The 19,526-nt window shown below is 63.6% G+C and carries 21 protein-coding genes; 11 read left to right on the top strand and 10 right to left on the bottom strand.

The genetic code is table 11. From position 1 onward, the window contains the following. Positions 1 to 2: 2 nt before the first annotated feature. A complete protein-coding gene (locus tag V1279_RS21785) occupies positions 3 to 815 on the top strand; it encodes a hypothetical protein (RefSeq protein ID WP_334439955.1) in 813 nt (270 codons plus the stop codon). Positions 816 to 818: 3 nt separating this feature from the next. Here V1279_RS21785 and V1279_RS21780 read toward each other — a convergent pair whose 3' ends face one another. Further along, positions 819 to 1,244: a ClpXP protease specificity-enhancing factor SspB gene (locus V1279_RS21780; protein WP_334446516.1), complete on the bottom strand. Its 426-nt coding sequence runs from the start codon at positions 1,242 to 1,244 to the stop codon at positions 819 to 821. Positions 1,245 to 1,902: 658 nt separating this feature from the next. On the opposite strand from V1279_RS21780, the gene V1279_RS21775 reads away from it, so the two are divergent. Continuing rightward, positions 1,903 to 2,046: a hypothetical protein gene (locus tag V1279_RS21775; RefSeq protein WP_334439952.1), complete on the top strand. Its 144-nt coding sequence runs from the start codon at positions 1,903 to 1,905 to the stop codon at positions 2,044 to 2,046. A gap of 492 nt (positions 2,047 to 2,538) precedes the next feature. Here the strand turns inward: V1279_RS21775 and V1279_RS21770 are convergent, their stop codons facing one another. Continuing rightward, complete coding sequence (locus V1279_RS21770) at positions 2,539 to 2,898, bottom strand: PRC-barrel domain-containing protein (protein WP_334439949.1); 360 nt, start codon at positions 2,896 to 2,898, stop codon at positions 2,539 to 2,541. A gap of 381 nt (positions 2,899 to 3,279) precedes the next feature. Between V1279_RS21770 and V1279_RS21765 the strand changes: the two genes are divergently transcribed. From V1279_RS21765 to V1279_RS21750, 4 genes are all read left to right on the top strand, one after another. After that, entirely contained in the window at positions 3,280 to 3,543 is a 264-nt protein-coding gene (locus V1279_RS21765) for a DUF3551 domain-containing protein (protein ID WP_334439946.1), read from the top strand. 289 nt (positions 3,544 to 3,832) lie between these two features. Beyond that, the gene (locus V1279_RS21760) at positions 3,833 to 4,795 is read left to right on the top strand and encodes a Bug family tripartite tricarboxylate transporter substrate binding protein (RefSeq protein ID WP_334439943.1); all 963 of its coding nucleotides are present in this window, start codon (positions 3,833 to 3,835) and stop codon (positions 4,793 to 4,795) included. Next, complete coding sequence (locus V1279_RS21755) at positions 4,792 to 5,271, top strand: tripartite tricarboxylate transporter TctB family protein (protein WP_334439940.1); 480 nt, start codon at positions 4,792 to 4,794, stop codon at positions 5,269 to 5,271. The genes V1279_RS21760 and V1279_RS21755 overlap by 4 nt, the downstream gene beginning before the upstream one ends. Beyond that, the gene (locus V1279_RS21750) at positions 5,271 to 6,794 is read left to right on the top strand and encodes a tripartite tricarboxylate transporter permease (protein WP_334439937.1); all 1,524 of its coding nucleotides are present in this window, start codon (positions 5,271 to 5,273) and stop codon (positions 6,792 to 6,794) included. The genes V1279_RS21755 and V1279_RS21750 overlap by 1 nt, the downstream gene beginning before the upstream one ends. A 65-nt stretch (positions 6,795 to 6,859) precedes the next feature. On the opposite strand, the gene V1279_RS21745 is transcribed toward V1279_RS21750, so the two are convergent. From V1279_RS21745 to flgF, 6 genes are all read right to left on the bottom strand, one after another. Beyond that, positions 6,860 to 7,123, bottom strand: coding sequence for a GlsB/YeaQ/YmgE family stress response membrane protein (locus V1279_RS21745; protein WP_334439934.1), 264 nt, complete (start codon positions 7,121 to 7,123; stop codon positions 6,860 to 6,862). 44 nt (positions 7,124 to 7,167) lie between these two features. Next, positions 7,168 to 7,626: a YidB family protein gene (locus V1279_RS21740; RefSeq protein ID WP_334439932.1), complete on the bottom strand. Its 459-nt coding sequence runs from the start codon at positions 7,624 to 7,626 to the stop codon at positions 7,168 to 7,170. A 225-nt stretch (positions 7,627 to 7,851) separates the two neighbouring features. Further along, entirely contained in the window at positions 7,852 to 8,604 is a 753-nt protein-coding gene (flgH, locus tag V1279_RS21735) for a flagellar basal body L-ring protein FlgH (RefSeq protein ID WP_334439930.1), read from the bottom strand. 5 nt (positions 8,605 to 8,609) lie between these two features. Then, a complete protein-coding gene (gene flgA, locus V1279_RS21730; RefSeq protein WP_334439928.1) occupies positions 8,610 to 9,710 on the bottom strand; it encodes a flagellar basal body P-ring formation chaperone FlgA in 1,101 nt (366 codons plus the stop codon). A gap of 10 nt (positions 9,711 to 9,720) precedes the next feature. Continuing rightward, positions 9,721 to 10,509 carry a flagellar basal-body rod protein FlgG gene (gene flgG, locus V1279_RS21725; RefSeq protein WP_065749261.1) on the bottom strand — a complete coding sequence of 263 codons (789 nt, stop codon included), beginning with the start codon at positions 10,507 to 10,509 and terminating at the stop codon, positions 9,721 to 9,723. 18 nt (positions 10,510 to 10,527) lie between these two features. Further along, positions 10,528 to 11,292 carry a flagellar basal-body rod protein FlgF gene (gene flgF / locus V1279_RS21720; RefSeq protein WP_334439926.1) on the bottom strand — a complete coding sequence of 255 codons (765 nt, stop codon included), beginning with the start codon at positions 11,290 to 11,292 and terminating at the stop codon, positions 10,528 to 10,530. A gap of 386 nt (positions 11,293 to 11,678) precedes the next feature. On the opposite strand from flgF, the gene fliL reads away from it, so the two are divergent. From fliL to V1279_RS21700, 4 genes are read left to right on the top strand one after another with little or no spacing between them, the layout of a single operon-like run. Then, positions 11,679 to 12,170, top strand: a complete 492-nt coding sequence (gene fliL, locus V1279_RS21715) for a flagellar basal body-associated protein FliL (RefSeq protein WP_334439924.1) — start codon at positions 11,679 to 11,681, stop codon at positions 12,168 to 12,170. An 18-nt stretch (positions 12,171 to 12,188) separates the two neighbouring features. Further along, positions 12,189 to 13,391 (top strand): flagellar motor switch protein FliM, encoded by a 1,203-nt coding sequence (gene fliM, locus V1279_RS21710; RefSeq protein ID WP_108519780.1) that lies wholly within the window; start codon positions 12,189 to 12,191, stop codon positions 13,389 to 13,391. Continuing rightward, the gene (locus tag V1279_RS21705; protein WP_334439921.1) at positions 13,388 to 13,825 is read left to right on the top strand and encodes a DUF6468 domain-containing protein; all 438 of its coding nucleotides are present in this window, start codon (positions 13,388 to 13,390) and stop codon (positions 13,823 to 13,825) included. Before fliM ends, V1279_RS21705 begins: the two co-directional genes overlap by 4 nt. Further along, on the top strand, positions 13,822 to 14,592 hold the full coding sequence (locus V1279_RS21700; RefSeq protein ID WP_334439918.1) for a MotE family protein: 771 nt from the start codon (positions 13,822 to 13,824) through the stop codon (positions 14,590 to 14,592). The genes V1279_RS21705 and V1279_RS21700 overlap by 4 nt, the downstream gene beginning before the upstream one ends. A 48-nt stretch (positions 14,593 to 14,640) precedes the next feature. Here the strand turns inward: V1279_RS21700 and V1279_RS21695 are convergent, their stop codons facing one another. Together V1279_RS21695 and V1279_RS21690 are read right to left on the bottom strand one after the other, a co-directional pair. Beyond that, positions 14,641 to 15,084, bottom strand: a complete 444-nt coding sequence (locus tag V1279_RS21695) for a hypothetical protein (RefSeq protein WP_334439916.1) — start codon at positions 15,082 to 15,084, stop codon at positions 14,641 to 14,643. A 6-nt stretch (positions 15,085 to 15,090) separates the two neighbouring features. Further along, positions 15,091 to 15,312 (bottom strand): hypothetical protein, encoded by a 222-nt coding sequence (locus tag V1279_RS21690; protein ID WP_247516289.1) that lies wholly within the window; start codon positions 15,310 to 15,312, stop codon positions 15,091 to 15,093. A gap of 379 nt (positions 15,313 to 15,691) precedes the next feature. Here V1279_RS21690 and V1279_RS21685 point away from each other — a divergent pair, with 379 nt between their 5' ends. Continuing rightward, on the top strand, positions 15,692 to 19,480 hold the full coding sequence (locus V1279_RS21685) for a tetratricopeptide repeat protein (protein ID WP_334439912.1): 3,789 nt from the start codon (positions 15,692 to 15,694) through the stop codon (positions 19,478 to 19,480). Positions 19,481 to 19,526 lie beyond the last annotated feature (46 nt).

Raw genomic sequence — 19,526 nt, 5'->3', positions numbered from 1 at the left:
CGATGGCTGAGAGCGTTCCGTCGGTTCTCGAATCCGAAGCGAGAGGTGAAATCGCCGACGTCTATGCCGACATTCGAAAAGTTCTCGGCACCAGCGTGGTCAATCTGATCTGGCGCAACCTTGCGACCATGCCGGGCGCGCTGGAATGGACGTGGTCCACCGTCCGTCCGCTCTATCTCGGCGACGCCCCATTGCATGCCGAAGCCGTCAGGCAAACGATCGCGCTGCCGGATTGGCCCGGCTTCTCCACCGACACCTTGCTTGCCGCCGGCGTGGACGAGATCGAACGCGCGCTCATTCGTGATGTGCTCGACAGCTATCAGTATACCAACGCGCTGGCACTCGTCGTGTTGTCTGCGCTCCTCGCGCATTACGAACCGCGGCCAGCGGATGCGGTGAAGCTTGCCGGCACCGCGTCAAAGCCGTCCGGCGCCAAAATTCCAGAGTTGCCGCCGATGGATGCGTTGGACCCGGAAGTGGCAGCGCTGGTTGAGGAATTGAATGCGTTCGGCGAAGACACCGAGCCGCAATTGATCGCGAGCATGTACCGGCATCTGGCGTATTGGCCGGCCTACCTGGCGCTGGTGCGAACCATGCTGGCGCCGCTGCAGCGGGAAGGGCGGCTGAATGCGCTGACGCTTTCGATTCGCGCGCTTGGGTATGCCCATGGCGCTGTTCTCGCGTCACAACTGAAACCGGCCACGCCGCCGGATACGCTGAAGGGCGCGCTCGCTTCCTGCCGACTGTTCGTCGAACATCCGATCGCACGCATGACGGGGCTCTGCGCCCTGATCCGGCGCGCAACGCCGGAGTGACCATCAGCTGTCGGAGCACTTCAGATCGGATTTATCCCAGAATGCCTTGATTGCATTGAAGGGCACGGAGAGGCGTTCCCGATTCCCCATGAGTCGCAGCAAGACCTCGAAGCGGTCGTCCTTTATGTTCAACTGCTCGAAGTCGTTCTGCAGGATGATGGTCATATCGTCGGGATATTTCGACTTGAGGCCGATCGATAGCTTCACACCGTCGGCGTGGGTGCGGAACGTGATATTGACCGGCCGCTGCTCCGAGGCGAGCTTGAGCGTCTCGGCAATCTTGGAGCGTGCTGTCGGCTTGCTGCACGGCTCGGCCAAGGCAGCCGAGGCCGGGATGAGGATCGCGAGGAGGAGTAGAATTGCCGCATGGGAGATGGTCATGCCCCGCACTTGCGGGGCATCCAGTATGCCGCGACCTGTCGTGTCCATCACTGCTGTCTCTGGAATACTCGATCGCCTGCCTGCGAGAACGAATGACAACTGGCTGTGTGTTCGCGTTGCCGCGGCTCGCTTCACCCAAGGTCATGCTAACCGGTTCCCTCAAAAAAGAAAGAGGGCGCAGGGAATGCCGGGCCACCGGGCACCCGCAAGCCCGTGTGCATTGGTCGCAGGCACACGCCCGTCACCACAGGTGCTCGGGATCAACCGACGCTCTCTGTGCAAGGGTTTTAACGGCTTAAGTCGCGCTCGCGCCGACGACGAATTCGTCTTGCTACCGTCATTAGGAAATTAATGGTTAATCGAAAACCTGGCCGAGCTCGACAAAGGTTCGCCTGCGTGGCGCTGATAACGGATGCCAGGACCAGCCGATCTTGCCGCCCGCAGCTTCGTTAACCAATTGCATCTGGCGGGCAAGTGCTGCCGACTGAAAGCGCATGCAGGGAATGCCGCCCTGCGACAAACTTGCACACCCGATTGCTGCCGCGCCCACCGCATCATCTGTGACGATCGCAACATGTCTCTCTTGTGGGGACTGGACGCGGCAGGCTTGCGTGCGTTCGTGGCGCACCCGCCTGACGAGGGATGCAGGAACGTATGCAGGCAGCCGCAATTAATTAGTGGAGCGTGAGGCAGGCGGGAAACGACTATGAAGATGAAATCCATTTCGCTCGTGGCAGCCCTGGCACTCGCCAGCACCGCTGCGCTCGCACATGGCAATGCCGCGGGAACTGCTGGCGCCGTGGACAAGAAAGGCGATGCCACTTCTCCTGGCGGAACCGTGAAGAAGTGACGTCCGGGAAGGAACGATTCTCGGTCGGGAAAATTATGCAAACGTGTCACTGGACACGCAGTAACCTTGTCAGGCTTCGGCGCAATCTTCCCCCCGAGATGCGTTGGAGCCTGCTTTTTTAGCGACCTTGGTGAGGAGACACGAAAGCGCCGTTTCGCTTCTCTCGCGGCGGCATCGGTGGTCGTGAGACCGATGGTTTGGGGCGACGCGATTGATGACAAACGTGCCGGTGGCCCGGTCCCTCAGCCAGTGCTTCTGGTCGAGCTGTTGGCAATCGCATCGCCGTCACAGGCTGATAACATACGCACCCATCGCCACCAGAACGGCGACGCTTATAGCGATAATGATCAAGAAGAATTTTCCCATTGCTCTGTCTCCCGCAGATCCCAACGCAAAGCAGCAGGATTAGTTCTCCGCTGACAGGAGCGCACCTGCGTTTGCAGAGGGCCCGCCATCGAGGCGGGCCCTTCGAAAGTCAAGGTGTGACCGCGATCAGATCGCGACGCCGTAGTAGTCGTTGACGGTGCGGGTCCTGGTCTGGTCGCTCCAGTTCCAGGCGTTGTCGTTGCGGTAATGCGGTGCGCCCTTGAGCTGCGCTTCCGTCACCCCGGTAACGTAGCCGCCGAGCGAGGTATCGTATTTCAGCGATTGCCAGGGCAGCGGATAATGGTCGTCGCCGATGCCGAGAAAGCCGCCGAAGGAGAGCACGGCGTAGGACACCCTGCCGCTCTTCTTGTCGATCATGACGCGCTCGATCGAGCCGATCTTGTTGCTATCGGCGCCGTAGACCGCAGTTCCCTCGACCTTGTCGCTGCCGATCAGGTTGCCGGTTTCGTTTGCTTCCAGAGACATGGTTCCCTCCGTTGCGGTTGATAGATGAAAAACGAAGAGGTGCGGGCAAACGTTCCGGGGGAAGGGTTACGCATCGATGCACGGCTACGATACGCGAGTAGCGCATCCTGGGCTTATTGCGACTGACGCCCGCTAACCTCGTTGCGATCGAAACGATGGGTTGGGAGAGACGTTCGCCGACCACTATCTCTGTCGGGGCCGCCGATGCGAATTCCCTCCGACCTCGGGCTTCAAACCGAATCACTAGTTTTTCAAGCCGACCACGATCTCCGCCACGAGTGCTGGCGCCATCAACTAACAGTGACCTTGGCACTGTGAAATACCTCACGCGGCCAAAACGAGCCCGGACCTACGAAGGCCCTGTTAGCGTAGGAGGGAAACATGCGTATGCGTATGGTATTTCTTGCCCTCGTGACATCGGCAATTGTCTTCTTCACCGGCCTTAGCGCGGCCTCTGCGAAGGATTACCCCTACTGCGTTCAGGGCGACGACTTCGCCGGCGGATCGGGCGATTGTATCTTCACGACCAACGTGCAGTGCCAAACCGCGGCTTCGGGCCGGACGGCTTATTGCACCGACAATCGCAACTTCAGCGCCAACGCCCAGCTCATCGACAAGAGCCGTGCGCGTCGCCGTTCGAACTGACATCGGACCGCGCCAATAGCATTCACGACGTTTCGCGATGCACCGTTCAAAAAGCGAACGCGGCCTCCGCCGGGTGAGCTGACGGAGGCCGCGTTGACACTTGATCGCGCCGAGGTTCGCGATGGAGTGTGGGAGCTCGGGATAAGACGCAGAACGGCACAGCACGTCCATCACCTGCTGGCCGTAGGGAGCATGCGAGCCGCCGCAGGGCTTTCCCCTGCGGGGCTCGGCTGTTATTGTCCCGACAGAGAGCCTGAATGGCCCACAAAAACGACCCAGGGAGATGACGATGGCAAGGACGTTGGTGACGATGGCCGGCGCTGCCGCGCTGACCGGGGTGCTGGCTGCTTTATCGGCGCCGGCGATGGCGCAATATCCCGACCGCCCCATCAAGATGATCGTGCCATGGGCTGCGGGCGGCGATACCGACAACATCTTCCGGCCATTCGCCGTCGAATTCCAGAAGCACATTGGCCAGCCGGTGGTCGTCGCCAATGTCAGCGGCGCGTCCGGCACCACCGGTGCGCGCGAGGCCAAGGCCGCGGCGGCAGACGGCTATACGATCTATGCCGTGCACGACTATATCCATCTGACGTTCTACGCCGGCATCAGTGACGTCAAGTACAGCGACTTCGAACCGATCTGCCTGGTTTCGGCGACACCCTCGGTGCTGACCGCAAGCGCCAAAACGCCCTGGAAGAACTGGCAGGAGCTCGCAGACGACGCCAAGAAGCGGCCGGGCGAGATCACTGTCGGCGCCACGCTCGGCTCGACCAGCCATATCTTCCCGGCCATGATCGAGAAGGCGGCCGGCGTGAAATTCAAATTCGTGTCCTACGACGGCTTGGCCCCGCGAATGAATGCGCTGCTCGGCGGCCACATCAACCTTACGGACTCCAACCTGACGCAGAAGGGCAAGGTCGAAGCCGGCCTGCTGCGCTACATCGCGATCGCCAGCGAGAAGCGCGATCCGGAATCGCCCGACGTGCCGACGCTCAAGGAGCTCGGCATGAACATCGTTTACGAAGTGGCGCGCGGTATATTCGTCCCCAAGGGGACGCCCGCGCCGGCGCGTGCCAAGCTCGAGGAGGCCTGCAGCAAGGCGACCAAGGAGCCGAGCTTCGCCCAGGCGATGAAGCTGCAAGGCACCCGCGTGGCGTTCCTCAATGCCAATGACTATGCGCAGTTCCTCGCCAAGATCGACAATGAGAACAAGGTCGTCATGACCGATCTCGGCCTGATCAAGAAATGAGCATCGGCCGCGACGGAATTGCCGGGCTGGTCCTGCTCGCGATCAGCCTGGTCCTCCTGGTCAAATCCTTCCAGCTTCCGTCCCTTCCGATCGTGCCGGTCGGGCCGGGCTTTTACCCGGCCATCGTGCTGTCGTTGATGGCGGCCGCGAGCGCACTGCTGGTCCTGCAGGACCTCCTGAAGCGCCGCGCGCCGGACATGGCCGGCACAGACGATGCGCCTCGGCGAAATTACCGCCTGGTCGTGATCGCGTTCGCGATCGTCGGCGCCTATGTGGTGCTGCTGCCGCTTTTGGGATTTCGTGTCGCCACGGTCCTGTTCGTCGGCGCGCTGCAGGCCGCATTGGGCCGGCCGGAAACAGCGCGGCAATGGGTTGTGCTCGCCGCGATCGCGCTCGGCACCGCCATGGTGAGCTACTTCGTCTTCGAACGATACCTGCTGGTGCTGCTGCCACGCGGCGCGTGGACGGGTTTCTGATGCTCGATTTGCTCTGGAACGGCCTCGTCAACATCGCCCAGTGGAAATATTTGTTGCCGCTGTTTGCCGGCACGTTCATCGGCGTGATCGGCGGCTCGCTGCCGGGCGTCACCATCACCATGACTGTCATCGTGGTGCTGCCGTTCACCTACGGGCTCGATCCGCTGGCGGGCCTTGCGGCGATGACCGGCGTCTATGTCGGCGGATCGACCGGCGGCCTTATCACCTGCTGTCTGCTCGGTATCCCGGGCTCGCCGGCTTCGATCGCCACCACGTTCGACGGCTTTCCAATGGCACGCAACGGCGAGCCGGGCCGCGCCATCTGGCTCGGCGTCTGGGCTTCGGTCTGGGGCGGCCTGCTCGGCGCCTTGTTCCTGGTGTTCCTCACCGGGCCGCTTGCGGCGATCGCGCTGGAATTCGGGCCGTGGGAATACTTCTCACTGTTCGTGCTCGCGATGGCGATGGTAGCGGGGCTAACCGAATCCTCGCTCCTCAAGGGACTGATCTCGACCGCCATCGGGCTGTTGATCACAGTGGTCGGCCACGATCCGATCGGCAGCGTGCCGCGCTTCACCTTCGGCTCGGAGTTCATCGGCGGCGGCTTTCCGTTCCTCCCCGTGCTGATCGGCATTTTCGCTTTCGCGCAGATCATGACCGATCTGGAGAAACTGGATTCGCCGCGCGGCCAGCCGGCGCAATCGCTGGTCGACGTCAAGCTTGAGCGCTTTTCGCACCGCAAGGTGAACCTGGAAATCTTCAAGCAACCGTTCCTGCTCGCGTGGTCAACCATCGTCGGGCTGATCATCGGAATCCTGCCAGCCATCGGCGGCAGCGCATCGAGCGTCATGGCCTATGACCAGGCCAAGAAATTCTCGAAAACGCCGGAGCGTTTCGGCACGGGCCACCCCGAGGGCATCATCGCGTCGGAAGCCTCGAACAACGCCAATGTCAGCGGCTCGCTGATGACCATCATGGCATTCGGCATTCCCGGCGACGCCGTCACCGCCGTGATGCTCGGCGCGATGACGATCCACGGCATTCAGTCGGGACCGCTGTTCATCTCGCAAAACCCCGATATCGCCTATGGCATCTATGCGGCCTACATCCTAGCGCACCCCTGCATGCTCTTGATCTGCGTCGCGCTGATGCCGCTGATGCTGCGCGTGACCTCGGTGCGGATGGCGGTGCTGGCGCCGGTCGTGCTGGTGCTCTGCGTCGTCGGCGCCTACGCGCTCAACAACACGATGCAGAGCGTCTACGTGCTGCTGCTGTTCGGCGTCGTCGGCTACGTGCTGGTCAAGCTCGGCTTTCCGCTCGCGCCCCTGATCCTGGGCCTAATTCTCGGCGACCAGATCGAGATCAACCTTGTGCGCGCGATCATGACCGACGCGAATCCCTGGCTCTTCCTGACGCGGCCGATTTCCGGCTTGCTGCTGGCGGCGGCGGCGACCTCGGTCGGGCTGGCCATCTGGCAGCATTGGCGCCACCTGAATCGGATGGCTGAGGAAGAGCCGGATTTTTGAACCGAGGTGATGGTGCCGTTCGGACGCCTGCGTCGCGGCCCGACGCTAACCATCAGGTCCAGCTCTTAGATCGATCGCCGTTGCCGGCCGGCGAAGAGACCGTAGACAAAGAGCACAATGATGGCGCCGACTACCGCACCGATCAGACCCGCGCCTTCTCCGGGACTGTACCATCCGAGCGCCTGGCCGAGATACGTCGCCACGAAGGCGCCGACGACGCCCAATATGGTGGTGAGAATGAAGCCTGAGGGCTCGTTGTCTCCAGGCATAATGAACTTGGCAATCACGCCGGCAATGAAACCAATGATGATCGTCCAAAGTATGCCCATCTCGATGCTCCGTTCCTGATTGCCCCGACGTCACGTCCATCAATTCATGCTGCGGGCAAACGGCCGTCCGGCGTGTATTTGTCGACGGCTGCCGGAAGCTCGCGCGACAATCTCGCCAGGATTTCCTCCTGCGACAGTCCGGTCTGCTGTTCGAGTTGTGCCAGAACGTCGGAGCCGATCGCCTGCTTCAATTCCGGCGGCGAGACATCCTTGTTCGGACCCTGATTGATCCAGGAATCAGCCTTGTCGCCCTGGCCGTTTTGCTGGAACCTATCGAGCAGTTCACCGATCCCGCCATTGAGGAGGCCGCCAACCCCGCCGGCACCGCCCAACATCCCGCTCAGATTGCCCAGCAAGCCGCCCAGGGGCTGCTGACCGGCGCCTGCATTCGGCTGGCCGCCGCCAGCGCCCTTGAGAAGTTCTGCCAGTTTGTCGCGGTTCTGATATCCGGCAATGGCGAGTAGCCCGAGAAGGGCGGTCATCGATGGCATTCCGCGGCTCATGGTCGGCTCCTTGTAGTTCGGTGCTGTCAGGAACGCGGGGCGGGAGCTTCGGTTCCAACGCGGAAGCGGCCGTAAGAAAGACAACACGCGCCCGTGCCACCGCAGCTCAAGATGATGATCCTAGCGCAAACGACCACGGCCTCCGCCAGGGGAGCTGGCGGAGGCCGCGTTGATACACTTCATCGCGCCTAGGTTCGCGATGGAGTGTGGGAGCTCTAGGAAAAACTAGAACGGCAGCAGCACGTCCATCACCTGCTGGCCGTAGCGGGGTTGCTGCACGTCGGTGATCTGGCCGCGGCCGCCATAGGCGATGCGGGCCTGCGCGATCTTGCTTGATTCGATCGTGTTGTCGCTCTGGATGTCCTCGGGGCGGACGATGCCGGCGACGATCAATTCGCGAATCTCGAAATTGACGCGGATTTCCTGCTTGCCCTCGACCACGAGATTGCCGTTTGGCAGCACCTGCGTCACCACGGCCGCGACGTTGGTCTGCAACGCTTCCTGGCGGTTGACCGAGCCCTTGCCATCGCTGGAAGAGGTGGAGTCCGTGGTCAGGATGCGGCCGGGCAGGATCTTGTTCGGCTGTGTGATCGTCTGGGCGCCGATGAAGTCGGTGATCCCCGAATCTTCCTTGCTCGTGCGGCTGCGCTGGGTTTCGTTGGCGATGTTGGCCTTGTCGGTGATGTTGACGGTCACCGTGAGCAAATCGCCGATGCGCGAGGCACGCTGATCCTTGAAGAAGGCGCGAGAGCCGTTCCGCCACAGCGAGTTGGCATTGTAAGAAGCCTGCTCCGGCTTCGGCATTGGCATCTGCACCGGCTTGTAGCCGGGCTGCGTGGTGGGATTTTCGATCTCCGTCAGCTTCGGCTTTTCGCCGATCTGCGACAGACGGTCGATCGAGGAACAACCGCTGGCCAAGGCGGCTAGCGACAGCATGGCGCCAGCGAGAAGTATGCGGTTGAGACGGATGACTGACATTTACATTACTCGGCTTTTGGAGCGACTGGCGAACTGACGGTAGCGACCGCAACGGGCGCTGGTTGTGTTGTGCCAAGCGAGGAGGTGGCATTGCTGGTCTGCGGCAGGCGGGACGCCATCGGCGTGATCGAGACGGGACTAATCGAGACTTGGCCGCGGCCGATCACGGTGCCGGACAGCGTACGCTTCGACTGCACGTTCATGACGTTGACGACGTCGCCTTCGGTGCCATTGTCCAGCGCCTTGCCGCGCATGGTGAGGTAGACCCCGGGCGCCTCGTAGACCAACATGACGTTCTGGTCGCGCTGTACCAGATCGGGCTTGGCGAGATCGGCGGTACGGATCGCCTGGCCGGCGCGGAGCTGGCGGCGGGCCTGCATGCCCACCGCGCGGTCGCGCGCGGCGGCATCGGCGCCGGCTTCCGCTTTCGGGCGGCGCTCGACCATCACGTCGGATGATTTCAAGATCTCATTGCGGTCGACATTGCGTGCCAGCACCGCGGCTTCGACGGTCTCGATCGCCGTGCCGGTGAAACGCAGCTTGGCCGCGGCGGCGCCGTTCTCGTTGCCGATTTCGAAGGTGACGTCGAAGCGGCCGTTGCGGTTGTCGTAGCGCACGATGGCTGCCTGCATGTTGCCGGTGAAGCCGGCGTCCAGCCTGACGTCGCTGGGATCGCGGTCGAAGCTCAGCGACAGATTGGCGGCGTCGCCGAGACCGTTGCGGCGCTCCAGCGCACGGGCGATCTGCAGCTCGATATCCTTGCCCTCGAGCGTGCGGGCCAGACGCGTCACCGATATTTCCTTCAGGTCACGGGTGTCGACGCCGATCACATGATGGGCGCGAAGGGTGTTGAGCACCTGCACGACCGGCAGCGAGCCCGTGGTGCCCAAATCCGGCGCGCGGTAGATCGCGATCTGCGCCGCGCCGCCGGCATTGTCGATGACGTCGCCGATCCGCACCAGATCGCCCGACACCTGCACGTTGGCGCGCAGCACGGGCGCGGCGATCAAATTGCGGTTCGCGAAGGTTTCCTGGGTCTGCGCGACCGCGGCCGCGCACGATGCGGCGATCAGGGCTGTGGCCAGGAGGAGGGCGCGGGCGATCATGACCAGTCCTTTAGCGGAACATGTTGGAGGTGGATTGCAGCATCTGGTCGGCCGCGCTGACGACCTTGGCGTTCATCTCATAGGCGCGCTGGGCGGCGATCAGGTCGGAGATTTCGGTCACCACCTCGACATTGGCCTGTTCGAGATTGCCCTGCTGCATGTCGCCAAAACCGTCGGTGTTGGCGATGCCGTCCTGCGGCGTGCCGGAGGCCGGCGTGTCCGTGAACAGATTGTCGCCGATCGGGTTGAGGCCGGCCTTGTTGATGAAGCGGGTCAGGCCGATCTGGCCGACCAGGGTCGGCGTAGTCGAGCCCGGCAGCATCACCGTGAGCTGGCCCTGCGCGTTGATGGTGATCTGCGAGGAGTTTTGCGGGATCGTGATCGTCGGCTGCACTGGATTGCCCTGCGCGGTGACGACGCGGCCCTGCGCGTCCATCATGAACGAGCCGTCGCGGGTATAGGCATAGGTGCCGTCGGGCACCTGGATCTTGAAGAAGCCTTCGCCGCGGATCGCGACGTCGAGGTCGTTGCCGGTCGGCGACAGCGTGCCCTGGCCCATCAGGCGCGGCGTGCCGACGGTCTTGACGCCGCCGCCGATATCGACGCCGACGGGCAGGATGGTGCCCTGGTCGGAAGCCTGCGCGCCGACGCGGCGCACGTGGTCGTAAATCAGATCCTGAAACGCCGCGCGCTGCTTCTTGTAGCCGGTGGTGCGCATATTGGCGATGTTGTTGGAGATCACCTGAACGTTGAGTTCCTGTGCCGCCATGCCGGTCGCTGCTGTGTAAAGGGCGCGCATCGATCTATTCCTTAAGCGTTATGCCGGAACGTCGGCGAGTTTCTCGACTGCGGCTCGGTGCAAGTCGTGCTGCTGTTGCAGCATCGCCGAGATCTGCGTGTAGGTGCGCGTGATCTCGATCATGCGGCTCATTTCATGGACGGAATTGACGTTCGACTTCTCGATAAAGCCCTGGCGGACCCGCGAGGTGGTGTCGGGCTGGGCGGCGACGCCCTGGCCCGCGGAGTAGAGGTTGCCGCCTTCCTTCACGAGCTTCTGCGCGTCGGCAAACGAGACCAGCCGCAGCTTGCCGCGGACCGAGTCGGTGCTGCCGGTGCCCTCGAGCACCGTGATATTGCCGTCGGCTGCGATGTTGATCGCCTTGTCGGTCGGCTGGAACACGATCGGACCGGAGGTACCCAGCACCGGGTCGCCGCTCGCGGTGACGAGCTGGCCCTGATTGTTGATCTGCAGGCCGCCGTCGCGGGTGTAGCGCTCGCCGGCGGCCGTCTGGACCACCAGGAAGGCGCTGCCGTCGATCGCGACGTCGAGCGGGTTCTTGGTCTGCTCGGAGGGGCCGGCTGCGAAATCATGGAAGGTGGCGCGGTCCTGCACGAAGGAGACGCGGCGGTCGGCGCGCATGAAATTGTCTTCATGCGCCGGCGAGCGCAGATATTCCTCGAACAACGACCGGTCGGCCTTGAAGCCCGTCGTGTTGATGTTGGCGACGTTGTTGGCGACGACATCCAACTGCCGTTCCAGCGTCATCTTCCGCGATAGTCCGACGAGAAGCATATTCTCCATCGGTGGTTCTCCCCTTGATCGATCCGAAGCAGGCTCTCCCAAGCCCGTGGTCCGGATCCGTCGTAAACCTTTGGGCTCTCCCAAGCCGGCAGGTCACGCCAGTTACTCAGCGAAAGCCGTGCCAAGTCGGGAAATGCTGTTTTTTTAGGGGGTTAGGCGTTTTTCGGGGCGCGGCGGGGCCGGCAGAAAGGTCTTGTTGACCATGTTTGCCCGGCAGATTTTTCCTACTTGGGCGCCAATGGAAAGGTTCCGTTAACCATTATTATCCTAGCGTTGCACATAGAGAGCGCGTGTGCGCTGGCGGCTTTTGTTTCGCGTTGTGGGGGCATCGTTACCCAGGCTGGTGGCAACCGCGTTCGTTTTTCGGAATCGAAGCGGGCGGGGCAATGGCTGACAACGAGCAGGCGGAAGGCGCAGACGGCGCAGAAGCCGCGTCGTCGAAAAAGGGCAAGCTCAAGCTGATCATTGCGGTTGCCGGGTTCGTCGCGATCCTCGGCGCCGGCGCCGGCTGGTTCTTCCTGATGCGCGGCCATGGCGAGGAGAAGCACGCCGAAGCGCCGCCGCCGAAGCCGCCGTCCTTCGTCGAAGTGCCCGATATGATGGTCAACCTGGTCGGGGCCCCCGGCGAGCGGGTGCAATATCTCCGCGTCAAGGTCGTGCTCGAGATCAAGGATGAGAAGCATGTCGAGGCGATCAAGCCGAACCTGCCGCGCGTCACCGACCTGTTCCAGACCTACCTGCGCGAATTGCGTCCCTCCGACATCAACGGTTCTGCCGGGCTGTTTCGCCTCAAGGAAGAGCTGACCAAGCGGGTCAACAACGCGGTGGCGCCGCAGCAGGTGAGCGCCGTGCTGTTCAAAGAAATCGTCGTGCAGTGATGGGACGGATCTAGCATCATGGCCGGCAACCAAGACCAGATGGACCAGGACGCCATTGCCGCGCAATGGGAAGCCTCCCTGGATTCCGAGGATCCCGCGGCGGCCGCGGAAGAAGCTGCCGCCAATGAACTCTCCGAGAGCATGGCGCTGCAGTGGGCGGCCATGGTCGAGGATGGCGGCCGCGAGTTCGGCAACAAGAATTCCGGCGAACGGGTCCTGTCGCAGGAAGAAATCGACAATCTGCTCGGTTTCACCGTCGGCGACGTCAATCTCGACGATCATTCCGGCATTCGCGCCATCATCGATTCCGCGATGGTGTCCTACGAGCGTCTGCCGATGCTCGAAATCGTGTTCGACCGCCTGGTGCGGCTGATGACCACGAGCTTGCGCAACTTCACCTCGGACAACGTCGAAGTCTCGCTCGACCGCATCACCTCGGTTCGCTTCGGCGACTACATGAATTCAATTCCCTTGCCGGCAGTGCTCAGCGTGTTCAAGGCCGAGGAGTGGGAAAATTTCGGCCTGGCGACGGTCGATTCCAGCCTGATCTATTCGATCATCGACGTGCTGCTCGGCGGCCGGCGCGGCCAGACCTCGCTGCGTATCGAGGGCCGGCCCTACACCACGATCGAAACCAACCTGGTCAAGCGGCTGGTCGAGGTGGTGCTGGCCGACGCCGAGCAGGCGTTCCGGCCGCTGTCGCCGGTGACGTTCTCGATCGACCGGCTGGAAACCAATCCGCGCTTCGCCGCGATCTCGAGGCCCGCCAACGCCGCGATCCTGGTGCGGCTGCGCATCGACATGGAAGACCGCGGCGGCAATATCGAATTGCTGCTGCCTTACGCGACCATCGAGCCGATCCGCCCGGTTCTGCTCCAGATGTTCATGGGCGAAAAGTTCGGCCGCGATCCGATCTGGGAAGGGCATTTCGCGACCGAAGTGGCGCAGGCCGAGATATCGGTCGATGCCGTGCTGTACGAAGCCGACATTCCGCTCAAGCAGCTGATGAAGCTGAAGGTCGGCGATACCTTGCCGCTGGAAATGCGCCCTGAAGCGCTGGTGCAGGTCCGCTGCGGCAACGTTCTGCTGACCGAAGGGCGCATGGGCCGGGTCGGCGACCGCGTCGCCATTCGCGTCACCAAGCAGTTGCGCAAACCCAATACCACCTTCGCGATGTTCGAGAAGGCCGACGAGCAAACCAAGTTGATGGAGGCACAATGAGTCATTCCCTTGGCGTTGTAATCGAGAGTCTGGTGGCGGTGCTGCTGATGCTCACGATCGGCTACTGCATGCTACTCAACAAGCGGCTGAAGCGGCTGAAGGCGGACGAGCATTCGCTGAAGGCCACGATCGCGGAACTGATCACCGCGACCGAAATCGCCGAGCGGGCGATCGGCGGCCTCAAGCACACCGTGCGTGACGTCAATGAGAATCTCGGTAGCCAGCTTACGGCGGCGACGCAGATGGCGGGGCATCTGAAGAACATGCTCGCCGAAGGCGACGGCGTCATTCGCCGGCTGTCCAAGATCGCGATCGCGGCGCGGCCCTCGCAGGAGGCCGAACCCGCAGCGCCCAAGGTTTCTTCCGCCAAGGCGGTTGCCGCGGCGGCTGAAGCATTCTCCGAACGCAGAAGGGCCAGTGGCCTCGCCGCATGAAGTCGTTTCGCGACATCCGCGTCATTCCGGTCGTTCTGGTCGCGATCTTCGGCCTTGCTGTGCTGAAGATCGCGGGCCTCGTGATCGATGGCGGATACGTGTTCGACTACCAGGTCAGCCAGCCGGCCAAGCGTTCGTGGGCGCAGGACAATCTGGGTTATCCGAGCAGCGCCAAAGCCGATCCCGCCGACATCACCGGTTCGGTCAAGAAGGAAGAGGCGCCGAAACCGGCCGCTCCCGCCACCGACGCGCCGAAGCCCGACGGCGTCGTGGTGTTTCCCGACCAGAACCCGCAATCGGTGTCGCCGTCGGAGCGCGCCATTCTGGAACGGCTGCAGGCGCGGCGCCAGGAACTGGAGCAGCGCGCGCGTGAAGTCGAAATTCGCGAAAGCCTGTTGAAATCCGCCGAAAAGCGCATCGAGGGCCGCGTCGAGGAAATGAAGGCCACCGAAGCCAAGATCTCGACCGCGACGGGGCAAAAGGCGGAGCAGGACGCCGCCCGCTTCAAGGGCATCATCACGATGTACGAGGGCATGAAGCCAAAGGACGCCGCCAAGGTGTTCGACCGGCTGGAAATGTCCGTGCTCTACGAAATCGCCTCCCAGATCGCGCCGCGCAAGATGTCGGACATTCTGGGCCTGATGCAGCCGGAAGCGGCCGAACGGCTGACGGTCGAACTGGCCCGCCGCGCCGGCACCGATAAATCCACGTCCACCGCCGAGCTGCCGAAGATCGAAGGCAAGATCCTGCAGCAAAAGCCCAATTGACGCGGGGTGCCGGGCGCCCCCCGGTAAGAGGGCGCCAGCGCCACCCGGTCAGAACCTGCGCGGCCCCGACGAAACGAACGAGCGATGGGCTACGGCCAGCGCGCCGCGCTCGTTGGTTTCAAGGGCGATCTTCTGCGCCAGCATGACATCCCCCGCAACGAGGTCGCCATCCGGAACGAAGCACCATTTGCAGACATGGTGGCCCGTGCCGTTGAGTTCCTCGATGTTCGTCTGGGTGCCATGATGTATCCGATAGCGCGTCCCGGTGTCGCTGCCGATGACGTCGAAATACCGGAATCGCTCATAGCAGGCGCGCTGCTTCGGCGAGAGCCAGCCCTTCAACAGCGTCAGCGCTCGCGCCTCGGTCTCGAAGCGGAACGATCTGGTGCAGGAACCAGATCGCGCCACTACCAGCGAAAGCGCCGAAAGCAGCAGCGTGCCAAGCAAAGCCAGGACGAACGAGCATATCGCCAGGACGATCTGCTGGGTCACCGCCGTTCAGCCACCAACGAGACGTGGATAAAACAGCGTTTCCTCCGCCGTCGGATCGAAGGAGCGGATAACCCGTTGCTCGCCGGGCCCCGATCGGACCGCCGCCGTAAAGCCTGCGCCGGTCAATTCCCTGAAACGCCGCTCGGCCTTTTCGACCTCCGCGCGATCATGGATGTCGAATGTATGGCGGGTGTCACCGGTACGATCCATCACGATCTGGGTTGCCATTTCACGCACTCCGAATTGGCTGCCTGAGGCAGGTTTGGCGACCCGGGAGCGTTGGTTGATCGACTGCCGGCCCCGCGTCCCGGGTCCATTGTTTCCCTAAGACGGGATGGCTGATGTTGGTTCCATCCGTTTTGCGATAATGATTCCAACCACGGCGCGGGCGGCACTATCGCGCTTGTTGCAGCTGGGAGCCCATGGCGTCTTGCGGGATGAGGGGCGCATTCCGGCCGCCCGGGCGCGGCAGCGGGTGCCCACCGACCCACTCCAACGAAATCAATGAGTTGACGTTAACAAAGCCTTAAGTCGGCCAATCCAAGATTCAAACCGGCAGGCGAGAGCGCTTCGCCGCAGAACGCATTGAGGCCGCGAGATTTCCTGGATGGGGCAAAGAGCTGCCGCTGGAACTGGGTCGCAGGGCCGCGCTTTGGCGCGGGCGGCCCGGCTTTGCCTTGGCCGGCCACTTGCCCTTGCCCTGCTGCTGGCCGGCCTTGCTATTTCGCAGCCCTGCCGGGCCGACGATCCGGTCCGGGGGGAGGCGACGTTCACGTCCGGCGGCGGCTTCGCGCGGCTGGTGCTCAAGCTGGCCGAGGACGTCGAATCCGACGTTTCGACCGCGGGTTCGATCATCATCATCCACTTCAAGCGCCCGGTGGATATTCCCGTCGACAAATTGTCGGACGCGGTTCCCGATTATGTCGGCTCGGCGCGGCGCGATCCCGATGGTACGGCGATCCGGCTGTCGCTGTCGCGGCGGGCAACCGTCAACACCATGACGGCGGGGGAGCGGATTTTCGTCGACTTCCTGCCCGATAGCTGGACCGGTCCGCCGCCCGCGCTTCCTGCGGCGGTCGTGCGCGAACTGGCGGAGCGGGCGCGGGCCGCCGAGCGAGCGCTGCGTGCGCAGATGGCGGTCAACGCCGCGAAGAAGCGGCCGCCGGTGCGTGTCCGCGCCTCGGTGCAGCCGACCTTCGTCCGCTTCGTGTTCGAGATGCCCGACGGCGTCAACGTGTCATCGGTGCTGAACGATCAGAAGCTGACGCTGCAGTTCAACAGCGTGCTCAATTTCGACCTGGCGGATGCGAAGGTGGCGGCGCCGCCGAACATCGCCTCGATCAACCAGCGGGCTGACATCGACTCTTCCGCAGTCGACATCGAGCTGATCGGCGAGGTCGACGTGCATTCCTTCCGCGAGGAAAAGAACTATGTGATCGATGTCGCCTTCCAGCAGGCGGAGAAGCCCGCTTTGGCCGAGCCGCAAGCCGCGGCCAAGCCGGTCGTACCGGCCAGGCCGGGGCCGGCCTCGCGGATTTCGCGCGACAAGGCCCTGAAGGAATCATCGCCGCAGCAGCCGGCGGAGATTCCGCCTGTTACCTCGGAGATGATTGCCGAACAGGCCAGGATCGAGATCAAGCCCGCCCAGGTGACCGAAACGCCTGCCGTGGCCGAGGCCGCAACGCCGGCCGCCGAAAAAGTGACGCCGGCCCAGGACAACGCGGCTCCCGCGGCCGAGAAGATGGCAGCCGCACCGGAAAAAACATCACCGCCGGCGGAAGCCGCGAAAGCGGCGCAGCCTGCCGAACAGGTCCAGGCCGCCGCTGCGGAAGCGCCGAAGGCCGTGGCGCCCAGGCAGGCTCCACCGCCCGCGGAGCCGCCGAAGGGGGCAGCGCCGGCGGCATCCAGTCCGCCGCCGGAAAGCGGCGCCAAGGACAAGACCGCCACCGTCGAGGCGAGGCGTGACAGCGATGGCCTGCGCGTGACGTTCTCCTTTGCCGCGCCGACCCCGGCTGCGCTGTTCCGCCGCGCCGATACGGTGTGGCTGGTGTTCGACCAGGCCAAACCGATCGATGTCGAACCGATCCGCGCCAAGGGCGGCGCCATCATCGGCGATGTCAGCCAGCTGCCGCTGGAAACGGGCCAGGCCATCCGCATCCGCCTCAACCGGCCGCAGATCCCGTCGCTCGAAAGCGAAGGCCGCGCCAACGGCGCCGAGTGGACGCTGACCTTCGCCGACCGCGGCCAGGCGTCACCGCTGCCGCTGATGGTGCTGCGAAACATTACCGATCCCGCGCTCGCCAATGTCACCGTGCCGCTGGCCAATCCCGGTGCGATGCACCGGCTGGTCGATCCCGACGCCGGCGATACGCTGTTGGTCGTCACCGCGCCGCCGCCGACCCGCGGCCTCATCAAGCGGCAGGATTTCGTCGAACTGTCGCTGCTGGAATCCGTGCACGGCGTGGTCGTGCATCCGAACTCCGACGATATCAACGCCGAGGTCGGCGCCGACAAGGTGATGCTTGGACGGCCCGGCGGTTTGACGCTGTCGTCCGCCGACGTCGCAGCCGAGCGCGCCACCGCGGCGGTGCGGCCGCTGTTCGACGCCAACGAATGGCGCAAGAACCGGGAGGAGAAGTTTCTCGTCCGGCTGGATGCGTTGACCAAGGCCGCGGCCGCCGCGGGGCCTGAGCAAAAGGCGCAAACCCGCCTCGAGCTTGCCAATTTCTACATGTCGCGCGGGATGTATCAGGAAGCGAGGGGGGTGACCAACCTCATCCTCTCCGAGACCAACCAGGGCAACGAAGATGGCGCCGTGCTGATGGTGCATGCGATCGCCAGCATCCTGATCGGCCATCCCGAGCGGGCGCTGAAGGATCTTGCAAGTCCTGCGATCGGCAACGGCTACGATTCCCAATTGTGGAAAGGGTTCGCGCTCGCCCGTCAGGAAAAATGGGCGGACGCGCGCGAAAAGCTCAAGAACGCCGAATTCTCGATCGCCGCGCTGCCGCTGGAACTGCAGCGCATCGTCACCGCGGATGCGATGCGGGCCGCGCTCGAGGTGAAGGATTATGCCGGGGCCTCGCGGCGGCGCAGCGAACTCGAGGTGATCGGCATTCCCAACGAGATGAAGCCGGAGATCGCGGTGCTGCGTGGGCGACTCGCCGAGGCGCTGGGGCACGACAAGGACGCGCTCGACGCCTACCGGTACGCGGCACAGTCCCGCGACCGGCAGGCGTCGGCCGAGGCGAGGCTGCTGGAGGCCCTGCTGCGGCACAGGCGCGGCGAGCTCGGCCAGGCCGAGTTTCTGCACGAGCTGGAGACGTTGTCGGTCATCTGGCGCGGCGACGCGATCGAGCTGAGGACGTTGAACAAGCTGGCCCAGATCTACGCCGAAAGCGGGCGCTATGCCGACTCGCTCACCGCCGCCAAGACCGCGACGAAGCTGCAGCCCAATTCCGAACTGTCGCGGCAGGGTCAGGATGCGGCGTCCGCGTTGTTCTCGGAGCTCTATCTCGGCTCGAAGGGCGACGACATGAAACCGGTCGACGCGCTCGCCATGTTCTATGAGTTTCGCGAATTGACGCCGATCGGCCGGCGCGGCGACGAAATGATCCGGCGCCTCGCGGACCGGCTGGCTGCGATCGACCTGCTCGACCAGGCCGCCGAACTGCTGCAGTACCAAGTCGACAAGCGGCTGGAGGGAGCCGCGCGCGCGCAGGTGGCGGCGCGCCTTGCCATGGTCTACCTGACCAACCGCAAGCCGGACCGGGCGATCACGGCGCTGCGCTTGACCCGGATCGCCGATCTCTCCGGTGAACTGCGGCAGCAGCGGCTGCTCCTTGAGGCACGGGCCCAAAGCGACATCGGTCGCCATGACCTCGCGCTCGACATCATCTCCAACATCACAGGGCGCGAAGCGATCCGGCTGCGCTCCGACATCTATTGGGCGTCGCGGCAGTGGCGTGAGGCTTCTGAACAGATCGAACTGTACTACGCCGACCGCTGGCGGGATTTCAGGCCGCTGAACGCCGCCGAGAAGAGCGACGTGATTCGCGCCGTCGTCGGTTATGCGCTGGCCGGGGATGCGATCGGCCTGGCCCGTTTCCGCGAGAAATACGCGCCCCTGATGATCGGCGAGGCCGACCGGTTTGCATTCGAGACCGCGAGCAAGCCGGCCGCCTCCAACAGCGCCGAATTCGCCCTGATCGCCAAGATGGCCGCCAGCGTTGACACGCTCGACGGCTTCATCCGCGAAATGAAGATCCGCTTCCCGGATGCCACCGCCCGCGCGCCGCTATCGCCGGGAATGTCCGGGGCCGAGCCGGTCCATACCGGCACCTTGCCCGCGATATCAGGCATCCGGAGGATCGAACTGAAGAGGCAGGCGAAGTAGCGGATTTGGCCGCAGGTTCGGCCAATTTTTGACCAGTTGACGCATT

The sequence above is a fragment of the Bradyrhizobium sp. AZCC 1610 genome (assembly GCF_036924515.1).
Taxonomy (GTDB): domain Bacteria; phylum Pseudomonadota; class Alphaproteobacteria; order Rhizobiales; family Xanthobacteraceae; genus Bradyrhizobium.
The sequence above is the reverse complement of the archived record's forward strand: the minus strand, read 5'-3'. Positions and strand labels throughout refer to the sequence as shown.